This is a genomic window from Streptomyces sp. NPDC093801 (genome assembly GCF_040701585.1).
In the GTDB taxonomy this organism is placed as follows: Bacteria; Actinomycetota; Actinomycetes; order Streptomycetales; family Streptomycetaceae; genus Streptomyces.
Map to the genome: position 1 here is coordinate 117,780 of NZ_JBFBDP010000006.1, position 23,978 is coordinate 141,757.

Annotated in this window: 20 protein-coding genes; 13 read left to right on the forward strand and 7 right to left on the reverse strand. The window is 75.0% G+C overall.

What is annotated here, in order from left to right; genetic code table 11:
• Positions 1-19 precede the first annotated feature (19 nt).
• On the reverse strand, positions 20-2,215 hold the full coding sequence (locus tag AB0469_RS08640) for a hypothetical protein (protein ID WP_366450588.1): 2,196 nt from the start codon (positions 2,213-2,215) through the stop codon (positions 20-22).
• A 66-nt stretch (positions 2,216-2,281) separates the two neighbouring features.
• Here AB0469_RS08640 and AB0469_RS08645 point away from each other — a divergent pair, with 66 nt between their 5' ends.
• Both AB0469_RS08645 and gap read left to right on the forward strand, forming a co-directional pair.
• A complete protein-coding gene (locus tag AB0469_RS08645; protein WP_366450589.1) occupies positions 2,282-3,238 on the forward strand; it encodes a helix-turn-helix domain-containing protein in 957 nt (318 codons plus the stop codon).
• Between the two features lie 102 nt (positions 3,239-3,340).
• Positions 3,341-4,336, forward strand: a complete 996-nt coding sequence (gap, locus tag AB0469_RS08650) for a type I glyceraldehyde-3-phosphate dehydrogenase (RefSeq protein WP_366450590.1) — start codon at positions 3,341-3,343, stop codon at positions 4,334-4,336.
• Between the two features lie 64 nt (positions 4,337-4,400).
• Here the strand turns inward: gap and AB0469_RS08655 are convergent, their stop codons facing one another.
• From AB0469_RS08655 to AB0469_RS08665, 3 genes are read right to left on the reverse strand one after another with little or no spacing between them, the layout of a single operon-like run.
• Entirely contained in the window at positions 4,401-5,450 is a 1,050-nt protein-coding gene (locus tag AB0469_RS08655) for a zinc-dependent alcohol dehydrogenase family protein (protein WP_366450591.1), read from the reverse strand.
• 32 nt (positions 5,451-5,482) lie between these two features.
• Positions 5,483-6,286 (reverse strand): alpha-L-glutamate ligase, encoded by an 804-nt coding sequence (locus AB0469_RS08660; RefSeq protein ID WP_366450592.1) that lies wholly within the window; start codon positions 6,284-6,286, stop codon positions 5,483-5,485.
• Complete coding sequence (locus AB0469_RS08665; protein WP_366450593.1) at positions 6,283-7,188, reverse strand: hypothetical protein; 906 nt, start codon at positions 7,186-7,188, stop codon at positions 6,283-6,285. The genes AB0469_RS08660 and AB0469_RS08665 overlap by 4 nt, the downstream gene beginning before the upstream one ends.
• A gap of 234 nt (positions 7,189-7,422) precedes the next feature.
• On the opposite strand from AB0469_RS08665, the gene AB0469_RS08670 reads away from it, so the two are divergent.
• From AB0469_RS08670 to AB0469_RS08705, 8 genes are all read left to right on the forward strand, one after another.
• Complete coding sequence (locus tag AB0469_RS08670) at positions 7,423-9,021, forward strand: ATP-binding protein (RefSeq protein WP_366450594.1); 1,599 nt, start codon at positions 7,423-7,425, stop codon at positions 9,019-9,021.
• Complete coding sequence (locus AB0469_RS08675) at positions 9,018-9,419, forward strand: roadblock/LC7 domain-containing protein (RefSeq protein ID WP_042815130.1); 402 nt, start codon at positions 9,018-9,020, stop codon at positions 9,417-9,419. Before AB0469_RS08670 ends, AB0469_RS08675 begins: the two co-directional genes overlap by 4 nt.
• Positions 9,416-9,772: a DUF742 domain-containing protein gene (locus AB0469_RS08680; RefSeq protein WP_366450595.1), complete on the forward strand. Its 357-nt coding sequence runs from the start codon at positions 9,416-9,418 to the stop codon at positions 9,770-9,772. Before AB0469_RS08675 ends, AB0469_RS08680 begins: the two co-directional genes overlap by 4 nt.
• Positions 9,753-10,361: an ATP/GTP-binding protein gene (locus AB0469_RS08685; protein WP_366450596.1), complete on the forward strand. Its 609-nt coding sequence runs from the start codon at positions 9,753-9,755 to the stop codon at positions 10,359-10,361. The genes AB0469_RS08680 and AB0469_RS08685 overlap by 20 nt, the downstream gene beginning before the upstream one ends.
• 67 nt (positions 10,362-10,428) lie before the next feature.
• Complete coding sequence (locus AB0469_RS08690; RefSeq protein ID WP_366450597.1) at positions 10,429-11,658, forward strand: cytochrome P450; 1,230 nt, start codon at positions 10,429-10,431, stop codon at positions 11,656-11,658.
• Positions 11,655-12,905, forward strand: a complete 1,251-nt coding sequence (locus tag AB0469_RS08695; protein WP_366450598.1) for a cytochrome P450 — start codon at positions 11,655-11,657, stop codon at positions 12,903-12,905. The genes AB0469_RS08690 and AB0469_RS08695 overlap by 4 nt, the downstream gene beginning before the upstream one ends.
• A gap of 53 nt (positions 12,906-12,958) precedes the next feature.
• Entirely contained in the window at positions 12,959-13,690 is a 732-nt protein-coding gene (locus AB0469_RS08700; RefSeq protein WP_366450599.1) for a hypothetical protein, read from the forward strand.
• Positions 13,691-14,203: 513 nt separating this feature from the next.
• The gene (locus tag AB0469_RS08705; protein WP_366450600.1) at positions 14,204-15,373 is read left to right on the forward strand and encodes an alpha/beta hydrolase; all 1,170 of its coding nucleotides are present in this window, start codon (positions 14,204-14,206) and stop codon (positions 15,371-15,373) included.
• Positions 15,374-15,419: 46 nt separating this feature from the next.
• Here the strand turns inward: AB0469_RS08705 and AB0469_RS08710 are convergent, their stop codons facing one another.
• From AB0469_RS08710 to AB0469_RS08720, 3 genes are all read right to left on the reverse strand, one after another.
• The gene (locus AB0469_RS08710; RefSeq protein WP_366450601.1) at positions 15,420-16,145 is read right to left on the reverse strand and encodes a zf-HC2 domain-containing protein; all 726 of its coding nucleotides are present in this window, start codon (positions 16,143-16,145) and stop codon (positions 15,420-15,422) included.
• Positions 16,142-16,747, reverse strand: coding sequence for a sigma-70 family RNA polymerase sigma factor (locus AB0469_RS08715; RefSeq protein WP_366450602.1), 606 nt, complete (start codon positions 16,745-16,747; stop codon positions 16,142-16,144). The genes AB0469_RS08710 and AB0469_RS08715 overlap by 4 nt, the downstream gene beginning before the upstream one ends.
• An 83-nt stretch (positions 16,748-16,830) precedes the next feature.
• Entirely contained in the window at positions 16,831-17,823 is a 993-nt protein-coding gene (locus AB0469_RS08720; protein ID WP_366450603.1) for a DUF1996 domain-containing protein, read from the reverse strand.
• A 163-nt stretch (positions 17,824-17,986) separates the two neighbouring features.
• Between AB0469_RS08720 and AB0469_RS08725 the strand changes: the two genes are divergently transcribed.
• The 3 genes from AB0469_RS08725 to AB0469_RS08735 all read left to right on the forward strand — a co-directional run bounded on the left by AB0469_RS08725 (position 17,987) and on the right by AB0469_RS08735 (position 23,976).
• The gene (locus tag AB0469_RS08725) at positions 17,987-18,733 is read left to right on the forward strand and encodes a DUF1838 family protein (protein WP_366450604.1); all 747 of its coding nucleotides are present in this window, start codon (positions 17,987-17,989) and stop codon (positions 18,731-18,733) included.
• A 444-nt stretch (positions 18,734-19,177) separates the two neighbouring features.
• Positions 19,178-20,953 (forward strand): S8 family serine peptidase, encoded by a 1,776-nt coding sequence (locus tag AB0469_RS08730; protein ID WP_366450755.1) that lies wholly within the window; start codon positions 19,178-19,180, stop codon positions 20,951-20,953.
• Positions 20,954-21,210: 257 nt separating this feature from the next.
• Positions 21,211-23,976 (forward strand): LuxR family transcriptional regulator, encoded by a 2,766-nt coding sequence (locus AB0469_RS08735; protein ID WP_366450605.1) that lies wholly within the window; start codon positions 21,211-21,213, stop codon positions 23,974-23,976.
• Positions 23,977-23,978: the final 2 nt, after the last annotated feature.

Here is a 23,978-nt window from a genome sequence, read left to right on the forward strand (position 1 = left end):
CCGGGGCCAACGGTAGCAGTCAGCCCGGGATCAGGGCACGCAGGTTTTCCGGGGTCACGACCACCGAGTCCGGGTGCAGCCCGTCCGGGCGCTCCATGCCGATGTAGGTGACCGGGCCGTCCGGCAGCACCGCACCGTCGCCGGTCATCGTGGCTCGGGCGCGTCCGGCCAGCAGGCCGAGCAGGTAGCGGACCGTGAGGTGCTCGCGGCCGACGGCGGCGCGCACCAGCGTGCCCACCGTCGCCCGGTTCTCCTCGACCCGGTTGGCGCTCGGGGTGCCCCGCAGGTACAGGTGCAGCCACTTCGCCCGCCACCCGCCGTCGGCCCCGCGCAGGAACACCAGGGGCAGCGCGACCCGGCCCGGCCCGCGCAGCTCCGACTTCATGCGGACCGTACGCGGCTCGAAGGGGCGGCCCGACTGCTCGCCGTCGCGCAGCATGAAGCCGAAGAAGGACTCGGCGGTCTCCTCGAAGCCCTCCCCGGAGAAGATGTTGACCTGCGGGACGATGAAGTCGCCCTGCACCGCGGCCAGGCGCAGGTTGATGAACTCCGAGGCGCCGTCGGGCGCGGGCGCGTTCGTGATGTCGCCCGAGTGCTCGCCGCCGACCGCCTGGAGGGCCGTGTACGACAGCCAGGACAGGGTCGTGTACGAGGAGTCCAGCATCACGGCCGACAGGTCGTAGTCGGTGCTCCGGTTCGTCTGCCTCCAGTGGACGAAGAACCGCAGCAGCTCCCCGTCGACCGGGGACAGCGAGCCGCGCGGCAGGACGCCGAGCCCGGCGGCCGTCGCCTTCCCGCTGAGCGGAAGGGCCACGTCGAGCACGTCCGGGTCGACCACCAGGTGCCCCGGGTCGGGGAGGCGGCGCGCGACCTCCGCGTCCAGGGCCGCGACCAGGCGCTCCACCTCGGACGGGGGCAGGGGCGCACGGGTGTCGGCGGTGACCCAGGCGCGGCCGAGCCGGTTGGTGAAGACCCGGAGCACCTCCGGGCCGCCGGTCCGGTTGTGGAAGTGCTCGCGCACCGACAGCAGGACCCGGCCGGAGACCCGCGGGGCGGCCCCTTCGGCGACGGCCGCGACGGCCCCGCGCTCCTGCGGGCCCGGGCAGGCGCGCAGCAGCCGGTCCAGGGAGCGCAGCAGCCGGCCCGGTGCGGCGGTCGCCAGCAGCCGGGCCGCGCCGACGACGTCGCCCGCGCCGAGCAGCGCCTCGACCCGGCTGTCCGTGCTCCGGGCCTCCCGCTCGCCCCGGGCGACGGCGAACACCTCGGCGGCGTGCGGCCGGCGCGGGTACTCGTGCGGGTGGAGCCGCTCGCCGAGCCGCTTGAACTCCTCGCGGTGGGCGGTGACGTCGGCGAGCTTGGCCGGGGCCGCGGCGACGACTCCGTCCAGGGCGGCCAGTAGGGCGCGCCGGACGGGCCGGGAGAACGAGCGCAGCCGGGTCGGCTCCGTGAGGGTCACGTCCCCGTCCGACAGGGCGCAGGCCAGGCGGAGCACGTCGGTGACGGTGTCCACCAGCAGCTCCGCGCCGCGGTCGAGCCGGGCCCGGTTGACGACCGCGCGGTTCTCCCGGACGGGTATCTCCGGCGGCTGGGGGCCGCCGGCGCAGTGCCCGGCGAGCAGCCCCAGGTCGCGCAGGCCCTCCTCGCCCAGCGGCGTGGTGCTGCCCGCCAGGGCCAGGTAGAGGGCGGTCACCTCGTGGTCGAGGCCGTCGCCCCGGTGCAGGACCGTCATCCGGTCCCCGGCGGCGGCGATCAGCTCGTCGTGCGCGGCGAGCATCTCCTCGTAGGTGTGGCGGTGGTTGCCGTACGAGGGGAGGGTCAGCAGGTCGAGCACGCCGGTGCGGAGCTGCGCCAGGGTGCTTCCGCGCGCGGCGCCGTCGGCGAGGGCCTCGCGGACGCACTCCATCCAGAAGTCGAAGGTGTCCGGGACGTTCGCCGGGAAGTCCTTGAAGTAGACGTTGTGCCGGACGTGGTCGCCGACCATCTCGCGCACGGTCTCCAGCGTGTGCGCGGCGATCCGGACGACGGTGTCCTCCGCGAGCCCCGACAGGTGCTCCAGCAGCGGCGCCGACAGCTTGAAGCCGACGGACAGCAGCGCGGCGTCGAACCGCCGCGCCGCCGCTGCGCCCAGGCCGGCCGGACCGCAGGGGACGGGGAGGCGGAGGGCGTGCCGGACGACCAGGGGGGCGAGGTCCGCGGATTCGAGAGGACGTTCCATCCGGGCATGCTCCCAGACCCCTCGCGGCCCGCGCACACGGGTTTCCGCCCGCGTACCCTCTCTGAGGTGTCCCTTTCCCGCCCGCACCGCGTAGCCGTCCTCGTCCTGGAGGGGGCGAAGCCGCTCGACGTGGGCATTCCCGCGCAGGTCTTCAGCACCCGCGCGAGCATGCCGTACGAGGTCCGGGTGTGCGGCGCGGCCCCGGGCCTGGTCACCGGCGGCGACGGCCTGTCGTACCACGTCACCCACGGGCTGGAGGCCCTCGCGTGGGCCGACATCGTCTTCGTCCCCGGCTACCGCTTCCCGGACCGCGAGGACCCGCCGCGCGAGGTGGTCGAGGCGCTGACCGCCGCCCACGCCCGGGGCGCGCGGCTCGCCGCCATCTCCACGGGGGCGTTCGCCCTCGCCGCCACCGGCCTGCTCGACGGCAAGCGCGCCACCACCCACTGGCACTACGCGCGGGCGCTGGTGGCCAGGTACCCGCGCGTCCGGCTCGACGAGAACGTCCTGTTCGTCGACGAGGGCAGCGTCCTGACCTCGGCCGGCGCCGCCTCGGGCATCGACCTGTGCCTGCACATCCTGCGCCGCGACCTCGGCGTCGCCGCCGCCAACCACGCCGCCCGGCGCCTGGTGGCGGCCCCCTACCGCAGCGGCGGCCAGGCGCAGTACCTGCCGCGCAGCGTGCCCGAGCCGCTCGGGGAGCGCTTCTCCGCCACCCGCGAATGGGCGCTCCAGCGGCTCGGCGAGCCCCTGACCCTCGAGGCGCTCGCCCAGCACGCGGCGGTGTCGCCCCGTACGTTCTCGCGGCGCTTCGCCCAGGACACGGGGTACACGCCCATGCAGTGGGTCATGCGGGCCCGGGTCGACGTGGCCCGGGAGCTGCTGGAACGCTCCGAGCGGAGCGTCGAGCGGATCGCCGCCGACGTGGGCCTGGGGACCGGCGCCAACCTGCGCCTGCACTTCCAGCGGATCCTCGGCACCACCCCGACCGAGTACCGGCGCACCTTCACCCGGGGCGAGTAGCCCGGATCCTTGGCGAGATACTTGTGAACCATGGCGATCTCGCCACTGTCGTGGGCGGCCGCCGGGCGCGAACCTGATGGCGAACAGAAGGGGACACCGCTCATGACTCGCATCGCCATCAACGGATTCGGCCGCATCGGACGCAACGTGCTGCGCGCGCTGCTCGAACGCGACAGCGACCTGGAGGTCGTGGCCGTCAACGACCTCACGGAGCCGGCCACCCTCGCGCGGCTGCTGGCCTACGACTCGACGGCCGGCCGCCTCGGCCGCCCGGTGACCGTCGACGGCAGCACCCTCGTGGTCGACGGCCGGCGCATCGCGGTGCTCGCCGAGCGCGAGCCGGAGCGGCTGCCCTGGGCCGAACTCGGCGTCGACATCGTCCTGGAGGCGACCGGCCGCTTCACCTCCGCGGAGGCCGCCCGCGCCCACGTCAAGGCGGGCGCGCGGAAGGTCCTCGTCAGCGCCCCGTCGGACGGTGCGGACGTGACGCTCGCGTACGGCGTCAACACCGGCGCGTACGACCCGGAACTGCACACGATCGTCTCGAACGCCTCGTGCACGACCAACGCCCTGGCGCCGCTGGCGTCCGTCCTCGACGAACTGGCCGGCATCGAGCACGGCTTCATGACGACGGTGCACGCCTACACCCAGGAGCAGGCCCTCCAGGACGGGCCGCACCGCGACCCCCGCCGCGCCCGCGCCGCCGCCGTCAACATCGTGCCGACCACGACCGGCGCGGCCAAGGCGATCGGCCTCGTGCTCCCGAACCTCGAGGGGAAGCTGTCCGGCGACTCCATCCGCGTGCCCGTCCCGGTCGGCTCGATCGTCGAGCTGAACACCACCGTGGCCCGCGACGTGACCCGCGACGAGGTCCTGGCGGCCTACCGCGCCGCCGCCCAGGGCCCGCTGGCCGGGGTGCTCGAGTACTCGGAGGACCCGCTGGTGTCCTCCGACATCACCGGCAACCCCGCCTCGTCGATCTTCGACTCGGAGCTCACCCGCGTCGACGGCCGCCACGTCAAGGTGGTCGCCTGGTACGACAACGAGTGGGGCTTCTCGAACCGCGTGATCGACACCCTCACGCTCCTCGCGGGCTGAGACCTCCTGCCCCGGTCCTCCGTCCGGGACCGGGGCAGGACCACGTCGGGCCCTGCGGGCCGGGTCAGGCCCGGGGCAGGATCACCGTGACCCCGCGCCCCGGCGCCGTGCCCATCGCGGCCAGGGCCGCCGGCACCCCGTCCAGCGGGATCGTCGAGGTGACGAGGAGGTCCGGGCGCAGGACGCCGGAGCGGACCAGTTCCAGCATCGGGGGGTAGGCGTGGGCGGCCATGCCGTGGCTGCCGAGGACCTCCAGCTCCCAGCCGATCACCCGGTCCAGCGGCAGGGCCGCCGGGCCGGCCGCCGCCGGGAGCAGCCCGACCTGGACGTGCCGCCCGCGCCGGCGCAGCCCGGACACCGAGGCGGCGGCGGTCGCGGGGGAGCCCAGGGCGTCCAGCGAGAGGTGCGCGCCGCCGCCGGTCAGCTCCCGGACCGCCGCGGCCGTCCCGCCGGGCCCGGCGGTGGCGGGGTCCAGGCAGTGCGCCGCCCCGAACTCCCGGGCCAGCTCCCGCGCCCCGGGAGCGGTGTCGACGGCCACCACCCGGGCCCCGGCCGCGGCGGCGATCATCACGGCGGACAGGCCGACCCCGCCGCAGCCGTGGACGGCGACCCATTCGCCCGCCTTCACCCTGCCCTGCGCGACCACCGCCCGGAAGGCGGTGGCGAAGCGGCACCCCAGACCGGCGGCGGTCGCGTACGACAGCTCCCCGGGCACCGCCACCAGGTTCACGTCGGCGTGGTCCAGGGCCACGTACTCGGCGAAGGAGCCCCAGTGGGTGAACCCCGGCTGTGTCTGCCGGGCGCACACCTGGTGGTCGCCGGCCGCGCAGTCGGCGCAGCTCCCGCAGGCGCAGACGAAGGGCACGGTCACCCGGTCGCCCGCGCGCCAGTTCACCACCCCGGAGCCCACCGCCTCGACCACCCCGGCCAGTTCGTGCCCCGGGACGTGCGGCAGGGCGATGTCCGGGTCGTGGCCCATCCAGCCGTGCCAGTCGCTGCGGCACAGCCCCGTGGCCTCGACGCGCACCACCACCCCGCCCGGGGCCGGTGCCGGGTCCGCCACCTCCCGTACCTCGGGCCGCTCGCCGTACCGCTCGAACACCACCGCGCGCATGGACCCCGCCCTCCTGTCGACCGGCCCGCAGGCTACCGCCCCTGCCGGGCGGCGGCGGCCCGGCGCAGGGCCAGGGCCGCGAGCGCCTCGGGGGCGCCGGCCTGGCCGCGGATGCCGGGGAAGGCGTTGACGTCGACGATGAGGGGCCCGCCGCCGTCCTCGGCGATGACGTCCACCCCGTAGACGTCCAGTCCGAAGACACGGCCGACGCGCAGGGCCAGTTCGGCCCACCCGTCGGGCAGCCGCTCGGGGCCGCGGGGCGACTCCGCCGCTCCGGTGGCGAGTTCGGAGCGGCGCAGGCCGGCGAAGACCTGGTCCCCGACCACCCACAGCTTGTGGTCCCAGCCGCTGTTGGGCGCGAACGCCTGGGTGACGACCGGCTCCGCACCCCAGCGCGGCGCCAGCTCCCGCAGGCCGTCGGGGCCGTCGAGGCGGACGACCAGGTCGTCCTTGCGGCTGCGCCGGCTCTTGACCACCAGCGGCCACTCCTGGTCCGCCGCCGACGCCAGCAGCGCCAGGGAGGCGAAGGTGCGGGTGGCGGCGAAGGGCAGCCCCGCCCCGAGGGCCAGCTCGGCCATCCCCGTCCGGTCCTGGCAGCGCTCGGTCGCGGCGGCGGAGTTCACCACCGGTGCCCCGCCGCGCTCCAGCGCACGGGCCAGTTCCAGTGCCGCCGGGGTCCGTGCCTTGAGCAGGTACACGTCCGCGGACGCACCGGCGGCCGCCGCGGCCCCCGCGGCGGGGTGCAGGACGTCCACCTCGTGCCGGCCGGCGAGCAGCGCGGCGGTAGCGGCCAGCAGCGGGTGCGCCGGGTCGGGGGTGATCAGGCCCATCCTCATGCGCCGTCCCCCGCCGCCACCTGGGCCGGGATGCCCACCGGCAGGGGGTACGGCCGCAGCGCCGGGCGGGGCGCGACGGACGCCCGGCCGCCGCCGGCGCGGGCCAGGTCCAGGACGGCGCCCGCCACCCGGGCGGCGGCCTCCGGGACCTGGCGGAAGCTCGGGAAGTCGTTCACGTCGACGACCACCGGCCCGTCGGGGCCCAGCAGCACGTCCACCCCGTACAGGTCCAGCCCGTACACCTCGCCCACCCGGGCCGCGATCTCCGCGACCTCGGCCGGCAGCGGCACCCGGCGCTCGCGGACCGCGGCGTCGGGGTGCAGGGGGGAACAGCGCTCGGTGGCGTGGAGTTCGCCGTTCACGCAGTACACCTTGATGTCGGTCCCGGGGTTCGGGACGTACGGCTGCGCGATCAGCACGCCCTCGCCCGCCAGGGCGGGGAGCAGCGCCGGGAGCCGGTCCGGCGAGGGCAGCAGGTGCACCCCCCGGCCGGAGCTGCCGTCGGCCGGCTTGACGACGAGCGGGTACAGCTCGTCCGGGACCTCCGCGAGGAGTTCCGGCCGGGCCACCGCGTACGTGGGCGGCAGGGGGAGCCCCCGCGCGCTGCCGAGGGCGGCGGCGAGCGCCTTGTCCCGCACCCCGCGGATCGACCGGGCGTCGTTGACGGTGGTCACGCCGGCGGCGGCCGCGGCCTCCAGGAGGGTGAGCCCGGGGCCTCCCGAGACGGTCTTGAGCACCCACGCGTCGTGCGTGCCGGCCCGGACCAGGTCCGTCATGCGCAGCAGCGAGCCGCCGGGCCGCACGACGTCCACCCGGTGGCCCCACGCGGTCAGCTGACGGATCACCTCGTTCGGCATGCCGTCGTGGCGGTAGTGCTCCTCCACCAGGAAGCAGAGCCTCATGGATCTTCCCCATATTCCCCGGACGTCCGCCGTCGGACCCGTCCGGCGCGTTGTGACGTCACAGGATGCCATGGCATAGCCCCGAAACCGCTCCAGAAGCAGCCTTAGTGGGCGCTACGCAGCGTGATCTTCGTCAAGGGCTTTCCTAAACGATCACCAATCCTCTTATAGTGATGCCTCGTTGCCACAGGAACCCTCTCTTCCATATACGCCCCTTTTTTGAGGCTTTGATTGATGACGGCGTCGCCCTCCCCCCTGCGCCCCTCCGTGCTCGCCCTGCTGGTCACGGCGGTGGCAGCGGGCACCATCTCCGCGGCGGCGGTGGCCGCGGCCCCGTCGAACGTCCAGCCCCCGCTGGCCTGGTTCGCCGCCTTCGGCACCCTGCTGCTGTCCCTCGCCGCCTGCGCCGTCACCTGGTCGGCGCGCACCACCCGGCAGCTGCGCGGCAGCCTGGCCCTCCTCACCGGGGAAGTCGCCACCCGCGACGGGTACATCGCGCGCCTGACCGCCGACGCGGCCCGCGAGACGGCGGACCTCACCGCCGAACTCGCCCGGCTCACCGCCGACCACACCGCCCGCGTCGCGCGGCTCACCGCCGAGCACGCCGCCGAGACCGACCGGCTGACGGCCGCCCGCAGCGCCGAGGCCGCCCGGCTGACCGCCGCCCACACCGCCGAACTCGACCACCTGGCCGCCGCCCAGCAGGCCACCCGCGAGAAACTCGGCGAGGAACTGCGGCGGGCCCGGTCGGGCCGGGCCGCCGCCATGGCCGCCGCCGCCAACGCGGCCGGCCGGATGCAGGCCCTGGCCACCGGCATGCTCGCCGACCTGCGCGAGATGGAGCACAAGCACGCCGACGAGGAGGTCCTCGGCGACCTCCTGCACCTCGACCACCGCACCGCCCAGGCCGGCCGCCTCGCCGACTCCATCGCCGTCCTCACCGGCGCCCGCTCGGGCCGCCGCTGGGCCAGGCCCATCGTCATGGAGTCGATCCTGCGCGGCGCCATGGGCCGCATCGGCGGCTACCAGCGCGTCCGGCTGCACTCCACCAGCGAGGCCGCCGTCGCCGGACACGCCGCCGAGGGCGTCATGCACGCCCTCGCCGAGCTCCTCGACAACGCCGCGAACTTCTCCCCGCCGACCGCCGAGGTCCACGTCTACGTGGAGGAGGTGCCGACCGGCATCGTCATCACCGTCGAGGACAGCGGCCTCGTCATGAGCGAGCTCCAGCTGCGCCGCGCCGAACAGGCCGTCAGCGCCGAGACCCTGGACCTCGCCGGGCTCTCCGGCACCCGCCTCGGCCTGGCCGTCGTCGGCCGCCTCGCCCGCAAGCACGGGCTGACCGTCTCCTTCCGGCCCTCCGCGCGCGGCGGCACCGGCGCGCTGATGATGATCCCGGAGGAACTCGTCAGCCACGCGCCCGCCGAACCCGTCCCCGCGCCGCCGCTCCTCGCGGCCCCCACCGCCGGCCCGGTCCGCGCCCCCTCCCCGGGCCGCGGCGCCGTACCGCCCGCCCCGGTCCGCGCCGCCCTGCCGCCCGCCCCGCGCGCGGACGCCGAGCCCGCCCCCGACGGCCCCCACGACCCCGAGACCACCGGCCGGAACCCGGTCCTCGGCGAGAGCGGACTGCCCCAGCGGCGGCGCGGCCGCACCCTGGCCGCCGCCCACCCGCAGGGCCCCGACGCCGCCTCCGCGGCGTCCCGCACCCAGGCCGCCCCCACCGGCGCGTCCCGGTCCGCCGCCCGCTTCGGCAGCTTCCGCCAGGCCGTGCGCGACGCGCCGGCGCGGCAGCAGCCCACGAATCCCCCGCACCCGGAAGGCGACACGAGATGACCGGCTCCACCACCGACGAGAAGCTCAGCTGGCTCCTGGAAGGCCTCCTGGAGCGCACCCCCGGCGCCCGGCACGCCCTGGTGCTCTCCCGTGACGGCCTCAAGCTGTGCCGCACCCCCGAGCTCTCCGTCGACCAGGCCGACCAGCTCGCCGCCATCGCCGCCGGCATCCAGAGCCTCTCCCACGGCGCCTCCATCGAGTTCGGCGACGGCACCGGGGGAGTCCGTTCCGCCATGGCCGAGTTCTACGGCGGGATCCTGTTCATCGTCGAGGCCGGCGAGGGCGCCCACCTCGCCCTCGTCGCCGCCGAGGACGCCGACGCCGGGCTCGTCGGCCACAACATGTCCGAACTGGTGGAGCAGCTGAGCGAGCACCTGATGGCCAGGCCCCGGGGATGAGCCGCGCCAGGCCGGGCCGGGACGACTCCCCGGACCGGCTCTACACCCTCACCGGCGGCCGCAGCAGCTCCGGGAGCGACGCCCTCGACCTGGTGACCCTCATCGTCGCCGAGTGCGACCCGGTGCCCGGCATGCAGTCGGAGCACGCGGCCATCCTGCGGATGTGCCGCTACCCGACGGCCGTCGTGGAGGTGGCGGCCGAACTGGGCCTGCCGGTGTCGATCGTACGGATCCTGCTCGCCGACCTCCTGGCCGCCGGCCGCGTCAGCGCCCGGCACCCGCGCGCCACGACGTACTGCCTTCCCGACCCCGAACTCCTGGAGCAGGTGCTCGTTGGACTCCGCAACCTCTGACCCGGGCGCGCCCCGGCAGGCACTCAGCAGCACCGCCGACAACGGCCTGAAGATCGTGATCGTGGGCGGCTTCGGCGTCGGCAAGACCACCATGGTCCGCTCGGTCAGCGAGATCCGCCCGCTGAACACCGAGGAGACGATGACCCAGGCCGGCGAGGCCGTCGACCACACCGACGGCATCACGGCCAAGACCTCCACCACCGTCGCCTTCGACTTCGGCCGGATCACCCTCGACGCGCGCAACGTGCTGTACCTGTTCGGCGCCCCCGGACAGGAGCGGTTCTGGTTCCTGTGGGACCGCCTGTTCTCCGGCACCCTCGGCGCGGTCGTCCTCGTCGACACCCGGCGGCTCGCGGACTCCTGGTACGCCATCGACCGCCTCGAACACCACGGCACGCCCTTCGTCGTCGCCTGCAACGACTTCGGCGGCCCCGCCCACACCCCGGAGCAGATCCGCACCGCCCTCGACCTGCCGCCCGAGGTGCCGCTGCTGTTCTGCGACGCCCGCTCCCGCGAGTCCAGCAAGCAGGTGCTCATCTCCCTCGTCCTGCACCTCCAGCACCTCCAGAGCCTCCAGCCCCTTCCCTAGGGGGCGCCAGAGCCCCCGAGACCAGAGCCCTCCACGGCCGTCCCCGCACCCTCCCGGAGCCCACGCAGTGACCACCCCCGAGCCCCAGCCCGTCTACCTCGGCGGACCCCGCTTCCAGAGCGACCCCGCCGAGCTGTACCGGGAGATGCGCCGCGACCACGGCGCCGTCGCCCCCGTCGTCCTCGACGGAGGCGTCCCGGCCTGGCTGGTCCTCGGCTACCGCGAACTGCACCAGGTCACCAGCGACCCGCAGCTGTTCTCCCGCGACTCGGACCTGTGGAACCAGTGGGACCGCATCCCCGCCGACTGGCCCCTGCTCCCGATGATCGGCCGCAAGCAGCCCTCCATCCTCTACACCACCGGCGAACGCCACCGCGAGCGCGCCGCCGTGATCAGCGAGGCCCTGGAATCCGTCGACCCCTTCGAACTCAAGGGCCACGCGGAGCGCTTCGCGGACGAGCTGATCGACGGGCTCTGCGGCAAGGGCTCCTGCGACATCGTCGGCGAGTACGCCATGCTCCTGCCGCTGCGCGTCCTCGCCCGGATCTACGGCTTCTCCGACGAGCAGGGCCCCGGCCTCGTCACCGCCATGAACGACATGATCAACGGCCGCGAGGGCGCCCTGGACGGCCAGCGCCACCTCGGCGAGTCCATGTACGCCCTGCTCGCCGCCAAGGCGGCGGCCCCCGGACACGACGTCGCCTCCCGGATGCTCGCCAACACCGCCGGCTTCACCCTCGCCGAGGTGGCCCAGGACCTGATGGTGATGATGGCCGCGGGCCACCAGCCCACCGCCGACTGGATCGGCAACTCGCTGCGCCTGATGCTCACCGACGACCGCTTCGCCGCCTCCCTCGCCGGCGGCCGCCACAGCGTCGGCGAGGCCATGAACGAAGTGCTCTGGGAGGACACCCCGACCCAGAACGTGGCCGGCCGCTGGACCACCCGCGACACCAAGCTGGGCGGCCGGACCATCGCCCGCGGGGACCTGGTCCTGCTGGGCCTCGCCGCCGCCAACGGCGACCCGCACGTACGCGCCGACGCGGGCGCCCTCACCGGCGGGAACAACGCCTTCTTCTCCTTCGGCCACGGCGAACACCGCTGCCCCTTCCCGGCCCAGGAGGTCGCCGAGGTCATCGCCCGGACCGGCATCGAGGTCCTCCTCGACCGCCTCCCCGACGTGGACCTCGACGGACCGGCCGCCGAACTGACCAGGCGGCCCTCGCCCTGGCTGCGCGGCCTGACCGCGCTCCCCGTGACGTACACCCCGACCCCCGCGCTTGGAGCCATCCGATGAGCTGCCCGATCGACCGCACCGGCGCCGTCCCGGCCGCCGCCCCGATCACCCTCGACCCCTTCGTCACCGACCTCGACGCCGAGAGCGCCGCACTGCGCGCCGCCGGCCCGCTGGTCCGCGTCGTCCTCCCCGGCGGCGTCGGCGTGTACGCCGTCACCCACCACGCCGAGGCGCGCGCCCTGCTCACCGACCCCCGCGTCGTCAAGGACATCGGGGTGTGGGGCGCCTGGCAGCGCGGGGAGATCCCCCTGGACTGGCCGCTGATCGGCCTCGCCAACCCCGGCCGCTCCATGCTGACCGTCGACGGGGACGAACACCGCCGCCTGCGCACCCTCGTCGCCCAGGCCCTCACGGCCCGCCGCGTCGAGAAGCTGCGCGCCGGCATCGAGGCCCTGACCGAGGAGGCCCTCGACAAGCTGGCCGGCCTGCCCGCCGGTGAGACCGTCGACCTGAAGGCGGCCTTCGCCTACCCGCTGCCGATGAACGTCATCAGCGAGCTGATGGGCGTGGACTCCGCCGAGCACCCGCGCCTGAAGGCCCTCTTCGAGAAGTTCTTCTCCACGCAGACCCTCCCCGAGGAGGTCCCCCAGATGATGGCGGACCTCGGCTCCCTCTTCTCCCGGATCGTCGAGTCCAAGCGCGCCACCCCCGGCGACGACCTCACCAGCGCGCTCATCGCGGCCTCCGAGGACGGCGACCGGCTCAGCACGGAGGAGATCACCAACACCCTCCAGCTGATGGTCGCCGCCGGCCACGAGACCACCATCAGCCTGATCGTCAACGCCGTCGTCGCCCTGGAGACCCACCCCGAGCAGCGCGCCCGCGTCCTCGCCGGCGAGGTCCCCTGGGAGAACGTGATCGAGGAGACGCTGCGCTGGGCCACCCCCACCTCGCACGTCCTGATCCGGTTCGCCACCGAGGACATCGAGGTCGGCGACCGGACCCTGCCGAAGGGGGAGGGCCTGATCGTCTCCTTCGGCGCGCTCGGCCGCGACGAGGGCCAGCACGGGGAGAGCGCGGGCGCCTTCGACGTCACCCGCACCCCGAACCGGCACATCTCCTTCGGCCACGGCCCCCACGTCTGCCCCGGCGCCGCCCTGTCCCGCCTGGAGGCCGGCGTGGCCCTCCCGGCCCTCTACGCCCGCTTCCCGCACCTGTCGCTCGCCGTGCCGCGCGGCGAACTGCGGAACAAGCCGGTCCTCACCCAGAACGACCTGTTCGACCTTCCGGTGCGCCTGCACCCCTGACCTGCGGGAAAAAGAAATGGTAGTCGTACTGGAGCCGTTGGTAGGTTGATCGCGTGCCGAAGCTGAATCAGATCATCGCAGTCGAAAAGGGCGTCAAGTCCAAGTCCCTCCAGGAGCTCTCCCAGGCCCACCACGACGTGCAGAAGCCCGCCCTGCTGGCCGGCATCTCGCGTACGTACCAGCCCAAGGACGAGGAGGGCGAGCAGCTGCCGCCCGAGTCGACCCGGGTCCAGGTCAAGGCGGAGGACGTGCTGCGGGCGACGGCCACCACCCTGACCCGCCTGTTCGACGTGACGGCGACCAAGGACTGGGCGAACCGCACCGCGGCCGCGGACGTGGTCGTCGACGGCAACGTGCTGCTCGCCCAGGTGCCGGTGCCCTACCTGCTCTTCCTGGAGAAGCAGCTGACCGACCTGCACACCTTCGTGCGCAAGCTGCCGGTCCTGGACGCCTCCGAGTCCTGGAACCTCGACCCCTCCACGGACTCCTGGAAGACGGAACCCGTACGCACCATCCGCACCAAGAAGGTGCCGCGCAACCACGTCAAGGCGGAGGCCACGGAGAAGCACCCGGCGCAGGTCGAGGTGTACTACGAGGACGTCGCGGTCGGCTACTGGACGACGGTGAAGTTCTCCGGCGCCCTGCCCGCCCGCCGGGTCAACGAGCTCCTCGACCGGGTGGAACGGCTCCAGCAGGCCGTGAAGTTCGCCCGCGAGGAGGCCAACGGCGCCGAGGTCACCGACCAGCGGGTCGGCGACGCCGTGTTCGGCTACCTGTTCGGGTAGCCCCGAGAACGCCCCCTGCGGCGCAGGGGGTGCGCGAGAGCGCAAGCTGAAACTGATGTTGAAGCTGAAACAGGGGTGTCAGTTGGGGGTTCGAATCCCTCCCCCGGCCCATACGTGCCGGGGTGGCCCAAGCCGGCAGAGGCGGCCCCTTGAATCTCAGATTATCGCTCCAGTCTCAGCATTCGCCGCCGAACACCGGATCGACCGAGCAGGGACGATCACCGACGGATGGGGGTTCAAGTCCCTCCTGCGCCTCTGCGTGGCGCGGTAGTTCAAAGGCAGAACACGTCGGCCTCAAGATGATCCCCGCTCTTAAACGCCGCCGGTGTGCGCAATTGGGTGGCACACAGGGGCCCGGGAATTGGACATATTCCCGGGCCCCGTCACGCCGTCCGGGACCCTGCGGCACACGACCGTACGACCTGCCGGTGACGCGGGCTGCGACCGCGGGGTGACACGGCGTCCGCCCAGGAGCTGACGACCGCCCCCGACCGCCCGCATAGCGTCGCCGACATGAACACCACACGCCGCACCGCAGCCGCCGCCGTCTTACTCGCCCTCCTGCTCCCGGCCCCGCTCCTGGCGGCCTCCGCCGCCTCCGCCGCACCCGCGGCCGCCGCCGACGCCCGTACCACCGGGCCCGAGCTCCCCGCCCCCACCGGCCGCTTCGCCGTCGGCCAGGAGGACCTCCACCTCGTCGACCGCAGCCGCACCGATCCATGGGCCCACACCGGCCCCCGCGAGCTGATGGTCACCCTGCGCTATCCCGCGCAGCGCGGCACCGGCCGCGCCCCGGCGCCCTACCTCAGCACCGAGGAGGCCCGGCTGATCCTCACCGACCGGAACATGGAAAACGTCGTCGACCCCGCAGTCTTCGCGGCCACCCGGGCCCACGCCCGCGTGGGCGCCCGGCCCGTCGACGGCCGCTACCCGCTGATCGTGCTCTCGCCCGGCTTCACCGTCCCGCGCGCCACCCTCACCGCACTCGCCGAGGACCTGGCCTCCCGGGGCTACGTCGTGGCCGCCGTCGACCACGCCTACGAGAGCGCCGCCACCGCCTTCCCCGGCGGCCGCATCCTCACCTGCCTGGCCTGCGACCAGGCCCAGCAGGAGGGGGGACACGAGGCCGTCACCAACGTCCGGGCCCAGGACGTCTCCTTCCTCCTGGACCGCCTCACCGGCCGCCACCCCGCCTGGCGCCACGCCGGGCTCATCGACACGAGCCGCATCGCCATGGGGGGCCACTCCATCGGCGGCGCCGCCGCCCTGACAGCCATGGCCGCCGACCAGCGGATCCGGGCGGGCGTCGACATGGACGGCGGCCTGCCCGAGCCCTATCCCGCCGCCGGGATCGGCGGCCGCCCCTTCATGCTTCTCGGCTCCGCCGCCAGCGTGCCCGGGGGACAGTCCGGCAACTGGTCCAAGCTGTGGCCGGACTTCGACGGCTGGAAGCGCTGGATCACCCTCGACGGCACCGACCACTTCGGGCCCACGGACTTCCCGGCCATCCGCGACCGGCTCGGACTGCCCCACCCCGACGCGCCACTGGACGGCCCGCGCGCCGTGGAGCTGACCCGGACCTACGTCGCGGCCTTCTTCGACCAGCACCTCAAGGGGCAGCCCAGGCTTGTCCTGGACGGCCCGCGCCCCGAGGCCCCGGAGGTCCGCTTCCACAACCCCTGACGCTGCTGCGGGGCCCGCACCGCGGGCCCCGCACCCCCGGCGGAGGTCACACCGGCACGGCCACGAACGTCCTTCCCGACTCGTTCTCCACCAGCACCGCCTTGACGTCCGCCGGGTCCACCGCCGCGGAGCCGTCCAGAGCCGCTCCCTTGCCCTCGCCGTGCTCCGCCGTGCCCACGACCCATCCGCCCGCCGTGGACCGCGTACCGTCCCGGGAGACCACCACCAGACGGCACCGCTCCCCGGCCGGCACCCCGGTCACCGCCGCCCGCACCCGCACCCACCGGGCCGCCGGAGTGACCTGTACGGTCATCCGCGCACCGGTACCCGGGTCCGTGGCCGAGGCCACCCTGGTCCCGGCGGGCGGCGCCGAGGGCGCGGCCGACGCGCTCGGAGACGGCTGCGGGGGAAGCGCGGCGGTGTTCCCCGCGTCCCCGCCCAGCCGCGCCCCGGCCCAGAACACGGCCGCCAGCGAGGCGGCAGCCGCCAGGCCCGCCACCGCGCCCCGCCACCGGGCCCGTGCGGCCCGTTCGCCGCGCACCTGCCGCAGGGTCCGCTGGAGCAGCAGGTCGCCGCCCGGCGGGGGCCCGTCGAGGAACGCCTCCTCGGGCACCTCGCCCAGCACCCTCTCCATCTCGCGCAACGCGGCCACCTCCTCCCGGCACCCCGTGCAGTCGCCGACATGCTCCTCGACGCGCCGTACGTCCTCCTCGTCCAGGACACCGAGCACGTACGGTCCGAGCAGCTCCTCCTCGTGCCGCCGCGCGTTCACGCCACCACCTCCCGCAGTCCGCCGGGCTGCTGGGGCGGCCGGCCTGATCGTCTGTTCCCGCCGAAGCCTTCGGCGCCGCCGTCCGCGAACACCGCGCGCAGGGCCTTGAGCGCGTAGTGCGAGCGCGACTTGACCGTGCCCGCCGGGATGCCCAGGCGGTCGGCGGCCTCGGCGACGCTGTGCTGGCGGTAGTACAACTCCGTGAGCACGTCCCGGTGTTCCGGAGACAGCCGGTCCAGGGCGCCCAGGACCGTCATCGCGTCCACCACGGAGTCCGCGTGGTCGCCCTCCACCGGGGGAGCGGCCGCCGAGCCGGAGACCTCCGGCGGGCGGGCGGCCCGGGCCCGGTAGCGGTCCGTGATGATGTTGCGGGCCACCGTGAGCAGCCAGCCGCGCACCGAGCCCTTCCCGTTGACCAGGGCCTCGGAATGCCGCCAGGCCCGGATCAGGGTCTCCTGCACGACGTCCTCGGCGGCGGCCCGGTCGCCGGTGAGCCGGGTGGCGTACGCGAGCAGGGCGTTGCCGTGTTCCTCGTAGACCGCCCTGATCAGTGCCTCGTCGGTCGAGCCCCGCCGCGCGCGGGGCCACAGTGGTCCGGCCATTCACGCTCTCCGTCCGCCTCGTGCCACCTGGTGCGCTCGGAACACGCCCCGGACGCGGCGCCGGTTCACGTGAGCTGCGTCACTCATGTCCGGCAGGTGCGGCCCTCGTTGAGGCAGGCGACCAGCTCGCCCATCCGCTCGTCGGTCATCACGTCCACGAACATCGCGTGGTCGGTGAGCGGGCTGTGCCGCTGCTCCGGGAAGGAGTCCAGCGCCAGCGGCACCCCCGGGGCCACCGCGTACGCCAGCGAGACGCGCAGCTCGGGCACCGGGAAGGTGCCCTGCGGGCAGACCCCGCCGGCGGAGGGGAACAGCAGGTGGGAGCGGTGGTCCGGGGCGGCGGTGTCCAGCCCGTTCCAGCAGCTGGGGAAGACCAGCGTGCGGGTGACCAGCTGCCCCGCCGGACAGCGCGGGTAGCCGGTGGTGGACCGGTCCGGCAGGCCCGAACACCCCCAGCGGGCCCGCACCCCCGCGCCCCCGCCCGCCGTGTACGCGACGGCGTCCCCGGTGATCGCCCGAAGGAACCGGGGCATCGCCACCACCTTGCTCACCGGACTCCCCCGGAACTCCACCCGTACCGAGGCCTCGCGCAGGATCTCGCCCGCGTTGCCGTGCCCGGCGGCACCCTCGTGCGGGCCGCTCCCCGGCCGGTCCGTGCGGCGCAGCACCGGCCAGTAGTACACGGAACGGTCGCCGCCCGTGCAGCTCGTGGCCGCCGCGGCCAGGGAGGCGTCCGTCGACAGGGCGTCCGCGGACAGGTTCCCCACGTAGGCGTGCGTGTGGTGGGCGCCGGCGGGCAGCCCGGGCGAGACCACCAGGTTGTCCTCGTTCCAGTGGCCCTCCTCGTTGCGCCCGCACTCCACCGTCACCGTGCCGGTCGAGGCCCCCGGACCGGGCGCCGGCGCGGCCGGCCCGGGCGGCACCCGGAGCAGGTCCACGTACGGGCCCGCCGCGGAGGCCCGCCCGGGGCCGCCCGCCCGCCAGGCGCCCAGGACGGCGGCGGCCAGCCCGAGGCCCAGGACCAGGCAGGCGAGCAGCACCGGGAGCCGTTGTTCCTTCCCCAAGGGGTTCCCCATGGCGGTCACGGTCGCCGGTACCCCGCACCACCGTCAACCGGGCGACCCCACGAGCGGCGGCCCGACCGCTCGTAGGTGTCGCGGTACGGGCGGGAAGGCGCGTACGGGAGTTGGCGCGCGGGAGGCTTGCCCGGCCGGATCCCGGACGGGGAGAGTTCTCCGTATGACACCGGAAGAGCTGCTGCGCGACTTCGCCCGCACCCGCGCCTCCCTCGACGGGGAGGAGGTCGTCTACGGGTGGAGCGGGGACGTCCACTCCTGGGCCCCGGGAGAGCCCTACCGGCGCCTCTTCGGCTTCGAGGGCCTCAACGTGTCCCGGCTCGTCGCCGACGAGGAGGAGGGCGGCTACCGGATGCTCTCGCGGGAGGCCGCCTTCTACCTCGACCCCGCCACTCGGGAGATCCTCGAGACCTGGCAGGGGAAGCCCGTGGTCCACGTCTGGAACGACCCGGCCAACCTGAGGCTGCGGCCCTTCCCCGTCCCCCGGACCGAACTCGGCGACCAGGTCTGCTTCAGCCTGGAGATCCCCCTCGCCTACCCCTCCCCGCTGCCCGTCGCGGACTACCCGCTCCACTCCGCCGACGACACCTACCGGGCGCTGGAGCTCTTCCAGTTCCTCACCCCCGCCGCCGCCCTCGCCGGCGGTGCGCCGAGCGTCCCGGCGACCATGACGTGGACGCGGATGTCCCCCTGGCTGCCCTGGATGGAACAGGGACAACGCCCCGGCGGCCTCGTCTTCCACTGCCGCGGCGCCAAGCTCGGCTCCTACGCCGAGGTCCCCGGACGCACCCGCGCCTACATCGCCGGACGGCACCCGGAGTTCGCCCACGCCCCGGAGAAGTGGACCGAGCCGAACGAGACCAGCTGGACGTACTTCCGCGCCCTGCACCCGCGCGGCATCCCGGAGTAGACCGCACGGCGCCCCCGGCAGGCGGGGGCGCCGTTGATGACGTGCGTGTTGCGCGCGGATTGCACAGCTGTTCCACAGGGGTCCCACAGGGTTCGGCAGGGTCCGGACAAGGGTTTTCCCCGTATCGCGTTCATCCCCGCGTTGCCTACTGTCTGCCCACCGGCGATCTCCCGCACCCCGAACCGCCCCCGCACCAACCCCACATGGTGTGAAGCGGTACGCGGTGGCGCGGATCGCCGGTACACGCAGTCGCCCAGCCCCGCCGTTGCGGCCGGGCGACTGGAGCGCGGCGGCGGCCGGGGCGGTCCGACCAGCCCTCCCGGTCCCGCGGCGCCGGTTCCACCTCCCACACCGCACATACCGGCCGCTCCGGCCTGCCCGGAAACGGCACGTAAGGGGAACAACGTGCACGCATCCCGACGACGGCTCATATCCGTCGTGGCCATGTCCGTCACCCTGCTCGCAGGCTCCGCGACCGCCGCGGTGGCCGTGACCCCCACGGGTGACCCGTCCGCCCGGACCCTCCCGGCGGCGGCCGCTCCCGCCGCCCCCGCCGCCGCCCCGGTCGAGAACCTGATCGTCGGCTACAAGTCCTCCGCCCCGGAGGCCGGCTCCAACACCGCGGCCGCGGACGACGCCAACGCCAAGGGCAAGAAGGCCGGCAAGAAGGCGAAGTTCGACCGCCGCCTGGGCACCGGCGCCGCGCTCGTCAACCTGGGCGGTGCGACCGCCCCGGCCGACGCCGCGGCCGTGATGGCCCAGTTCCGCGCCGACCCGGACGTCGCCTACGTCGAGCCGGACTCCCGCGCCTACGCCATGGCCGCCCCGGACGACACCGAGTACGCCAAGCAGTGGGACCTCTTCGAGCCCACCGCCGGCATGAACGTGCCCGCCGCCTGGGACAAGACCACCGGCTCCGGCGTCACCGTCGCCGTGATCGACACCGGCTACGTGGCCCACTCCGACGTCGCCCCCAACATCGTCGCCGGCTACGACTTCATCTCCGACTCCACCGCCGCCCGCGACGGCAACGGCCGCGACAACAACCCGGCCGACCAGGGCGACTGGAGCGCCGCCGGCGAGTGCGGCACCGGCTCCAAGGCCAGCGACTCCTCCTGGCACGGCACCCACGTCGCCGGCACCATCGCCGCCGCCACCAACAACGGCAAGGGCGTCGCGGGCATCGCGTACAACGCGAAGATCCAGCCCGTCCGCGTCCTCGGCAAGTGCGGCGGCGCCACCTCGGACATCGTCGACGCCATCACCTGGGCCTCCGGCGGCAGCGTCGCGGGCGTCCCGGCGAACCCCACCCCCGCCAAGGTCATCAACATGAGCCTCGGCGGCTCCGGCACCTGCAGCGCCAGCTACCAGAACGCCATCAACGCGGCCGTCGGCCGCGGCACCACCGTCGTCGTGGCCGCCGGCAACAGCAACGCCGACGCGAGCTCCTTCACGCCGGCCAGCTGCAACAACGTCATCACCGTGGCCGCCACCAACCGCACCGGCGACCGCTCCTTCTACTCCAACTACGGCGCCAAGGTGGACGTCTCCGCCCCCGGCGGCGAGACCCGCCGCGCCACCGACACGCCCGGCACCGTCACCACGCCCGAGAACGGCATCCTCTCCACGCTGAACAACGGCACCACCACCCCCGGCGCGGAGATCTACAAGCCGTACCAGGGCACCAGCATGGCCGCCCCGCACATCGCGGGCCTCGCCGCGCTCCTCGTGGCCGCCAAGCCCTCCCTGACCCCGGCCCAGGTCGAGGCCGCCATCAAGGCGAACGCCCGCCCGCTGGCCGGCACCTGCACCGGCGGCTGCGGCGCCGGCCTCGCCGACGCGGCCGCGACCGTCAACGCCGTGACCTCCACCCCCGCCACGCCGTTCTTCGAGAACACCGCGGACTTCGCCATCGCCGACAACAGCACGGTGGAGAGCCCGATCACCGTCACCGGTGTCACCGGCAACGCCCCGGCCGCCCTCAAGGTCGGCGTGAACATCGCCCACACCTACATCGGCGACCTGAAGGTGGACCTCGTGGCCCCCGACGGCACCGTCTACACCCTGCACAACCGGGCCGGCGGCAGCACCGACAACATCAACCAGACCTACACCGTCGACGCCTCCTCCGAGGTCGCCAACGGCACCTGGAAGCTGCGCGTGAACGACAACGCGGGCGGCGACACCGGCAAGATCGACTCCTGGAGCCTCGGCTTCTGATCCCCGCCGGGCCCCACGGTCCACTCCCCGGTCCGCGCCCCCGCCGGAGTCCCCCACCTCCGGCCTGACGGGGCGATAGTACGGACCAACCCAGCCCGCGGACCTGCCGATACCTCCCGTACCGGCAGGTCCGCGGCGCCTTCCTGTCGCCCGACTGAATTCTGCGTCACAATCCGGGTCTGCCGGGGGGCTGACCTCGTATTGTCGCGTCTCACAGGAAGGGCGCGGACCGGGGAGCGAAAGGCTGGTGGCTGTGCGTGGCGGCGACGGGCAACCCTGACACCAACGTCGGGCACGGCGTACTCATCGAGGCCGTCGGCCGCGCGCTGGCCGGACCCGGCCGCGCCATCCTCACCGGCCCCGCGGGAGCGGGGAAGAGCGAGGTGGCGCACGCCGTCGCGGCCGCCGCCGAAGGCCGCCGCGAGACCGTCCTGAGGCTCGCCCCCGACGCCGCCGACCAGCACATACCCGAGGCCTCGGCCGCCGCCCTGCTCGCCTCCGTCCACCGCAGTGCCCTCGACCGCCTCGCCGGACCCCAGCGCGAGGCCATCGCCCTCCTGCGCCGCGAGGCCGACGCCCCCCGCGCCGGACGCGACCACGTCGCCCTGCGCCTGGCCGTCGTCGAGGTCCTGCGCACCCTCGCCGCCCCCTGCCCCGTCCTGCTCGTCCTCGACAACGCCCAGTGGCTCGACGCCGAGAGCACCGACCTGCTCCGCTTCGCCCTGCGTCTGGCCCCGCCCCGCGTACGGGTGCTCGTCGCCGAACGCGGCCAGGGTGCCGCCCCCGTCGCCGAAGCCCTCTGCGGCCCCGGCGCCCCCGCCGTCCGCGTCCCCGCGCTCGGCGCCGACGAGGTCGCCGAACTGCTGCTGCGCCACGGCCTGCCCGCCCGCCTGGCCGGACGCATCCACCAGGCCAGCGGCGGCAACCCCCGGCTCGCCCTCGCCCTCGGCCACTCCCTCGCCGAAGCCGCCGTCGGCCAGGGCGGCTGCGCCCACCACGCCGACCCCCTGCCCGTGGCCGGGCAGGCCCGCGAGGTCGCCCGCCGCCTCCTCGCCGAAGCCCCTGCCCGCACCCGCCCCACCCTGCTGCTCGCCGCCCTCGCCAGCCGCCCCACCACCGTCCTGCTGCGCCGCGCCGGCCGCCCCGACGCCGAAGCGGAACTCGCCCAGGCCGAACGGGCCGCCCTGGTCACCGTCGGCGAGGACGGCGCCGTCGCGTTCACCGCCGGTGCCCTGCCCACCGCCCTGGCCGCCGACGCCGGCTGGCCCGAGCGCTCCGCCGGCCACGCCGCGCTCGCCGCCGCCGTCGACGACCCCGTCCAGGCCGTACGCCACCGGGCGCTGGCCGTCGACACCCCCGACGCGGAACTCGCCGCCGAGATCACCCGCGCCGCCGACGCCTGCCGCCGCCGCGGCCAGCGGGCCCTGGCCGCCGAACTCGGGCTGCTCGCCGCCGAACGCACCCCCGCCGCCCTGGCCGCCGAGGAACTCGCCCGGCTGGTCTGTGCCGCCGAGGACGCGGGCTGGGCCGGCCGCGCCGACCTCGCCCGCCGGGCCACCCGCGCCGTCCTGGCCCGGGACGCCTCGCCCGCCCAGCGCGTCCGGGCCCGGCTCGCGGTGATCGACGCCGCCGGACAGGCCCTGGCCGCCCTCGACGAGACCTTCGCCTTCGCCTGCGCCGAGGCCGACGCCGCCGACGACCCCTCCCTGCTGGCCGCCGTCCGGCTGCGGATCGCCTGGAAGCACAACCTCAGCGACGGCGACCCCGTACGCTCCCGCGACGCCGCCGCCGAGGCCGGAGCCCTCGCCAAGGCCGGCGGGGACCAGGTCGCCGAGGCGATGGCCCTGACCGTCCGGGCCCGGATGGGCCGGATCCTCGCCGACCCCGACGCCGAGGACATCCTCGACCGGGCCCTCGCCCTGCCCGCCCCCGAGGTCCCCCTCGGCATGCGCAACGCGCCCCAGTACCTCGCCGTCCGCCACGCCCTCTTCGACGACCGGCTCGCCGACGCCCGCAGCCGGCTCCTCGTCCTGCTGCCCGCCGTCCAGCGCACCGGCTCCGCCGAGGACGTCTTCGAGGTGCTGCGCAGCCTCACCGAGGTGGAACTGCGCGGCGGCCGCTGCGTCACGGCCGCCGCGCACGCCCGCCGCGCCCTGGAGCTGACCATAGAGGCGGGCCTCTCACCGGGCCCCGCCTGGTACGTCGCCGCGACCGCCGAGGCGGCCGGCGGCAGCTTCGCCCGGGCCGCCGCCTACGCCCGCCGCGGCATCCGGGCCTCCGAGGAGGAGCACGACCAGGTCTTCCTGTCCCGGGGGCTCTACGCCCTCGGCACCGTCGAACTGGCCACCGGCGAGGCCGCGAAGGCCGTCGCCACCCTGCGCCGGGTCGCCGGCCTGGAGGAGGCCCAGCAGGTGGTGGACCCCTCCATCCTGCGCTGGCACGGGGAGCTCGCCGAGGCCCTCGTCGCCGCCGACGACCCCGCCGGGGCCGTCGCGTTCCTCGACTCCGTCACCCCCGTCGCCCGCGCCCTGGGGCGGACGCCGGTCCTCGCCGCCCTGGACCGGGCCCGGGGGCTCGCGCTGGCGGCGCAGGGCGAGCCCGAGTCCGCCGTCGCCCTGCTCCAGGACACCGCCCGGCGCTTCGACACGCTCGGCCTGCCGCTGGAGCGCGGCCGCACGCTGCTCGCGCTGGCCCGGGCCGAACGCCGGCGCCGGCGGCGGGCACCGGCCCGGGAGGCGCTGCGGGAGGCCGCCGAGGTGTTCGAGCGGGCCGGGGCCGCCCCCTGGCTCTGCCTGGCCCGCGAGAGCGCCCCCGAGACCGGCGCCCCGCACCCGGGGGTGTCGTCCCTGACCGACGCCGAGGTGCGGCTGGCCCTGCTGGTCGGCGGGGGCGCCAGCAACCAGGAGGCGGCCGCGAAGCTGTTCCTCAGCGTCAAGACGGTCGAGGCCCGGCTCACCCGGATCTACCAGAAGCTCGACGTCCGCTCCCGGGCCCAGCTGGCCACCGCGCTGCGGAGCCACTGACC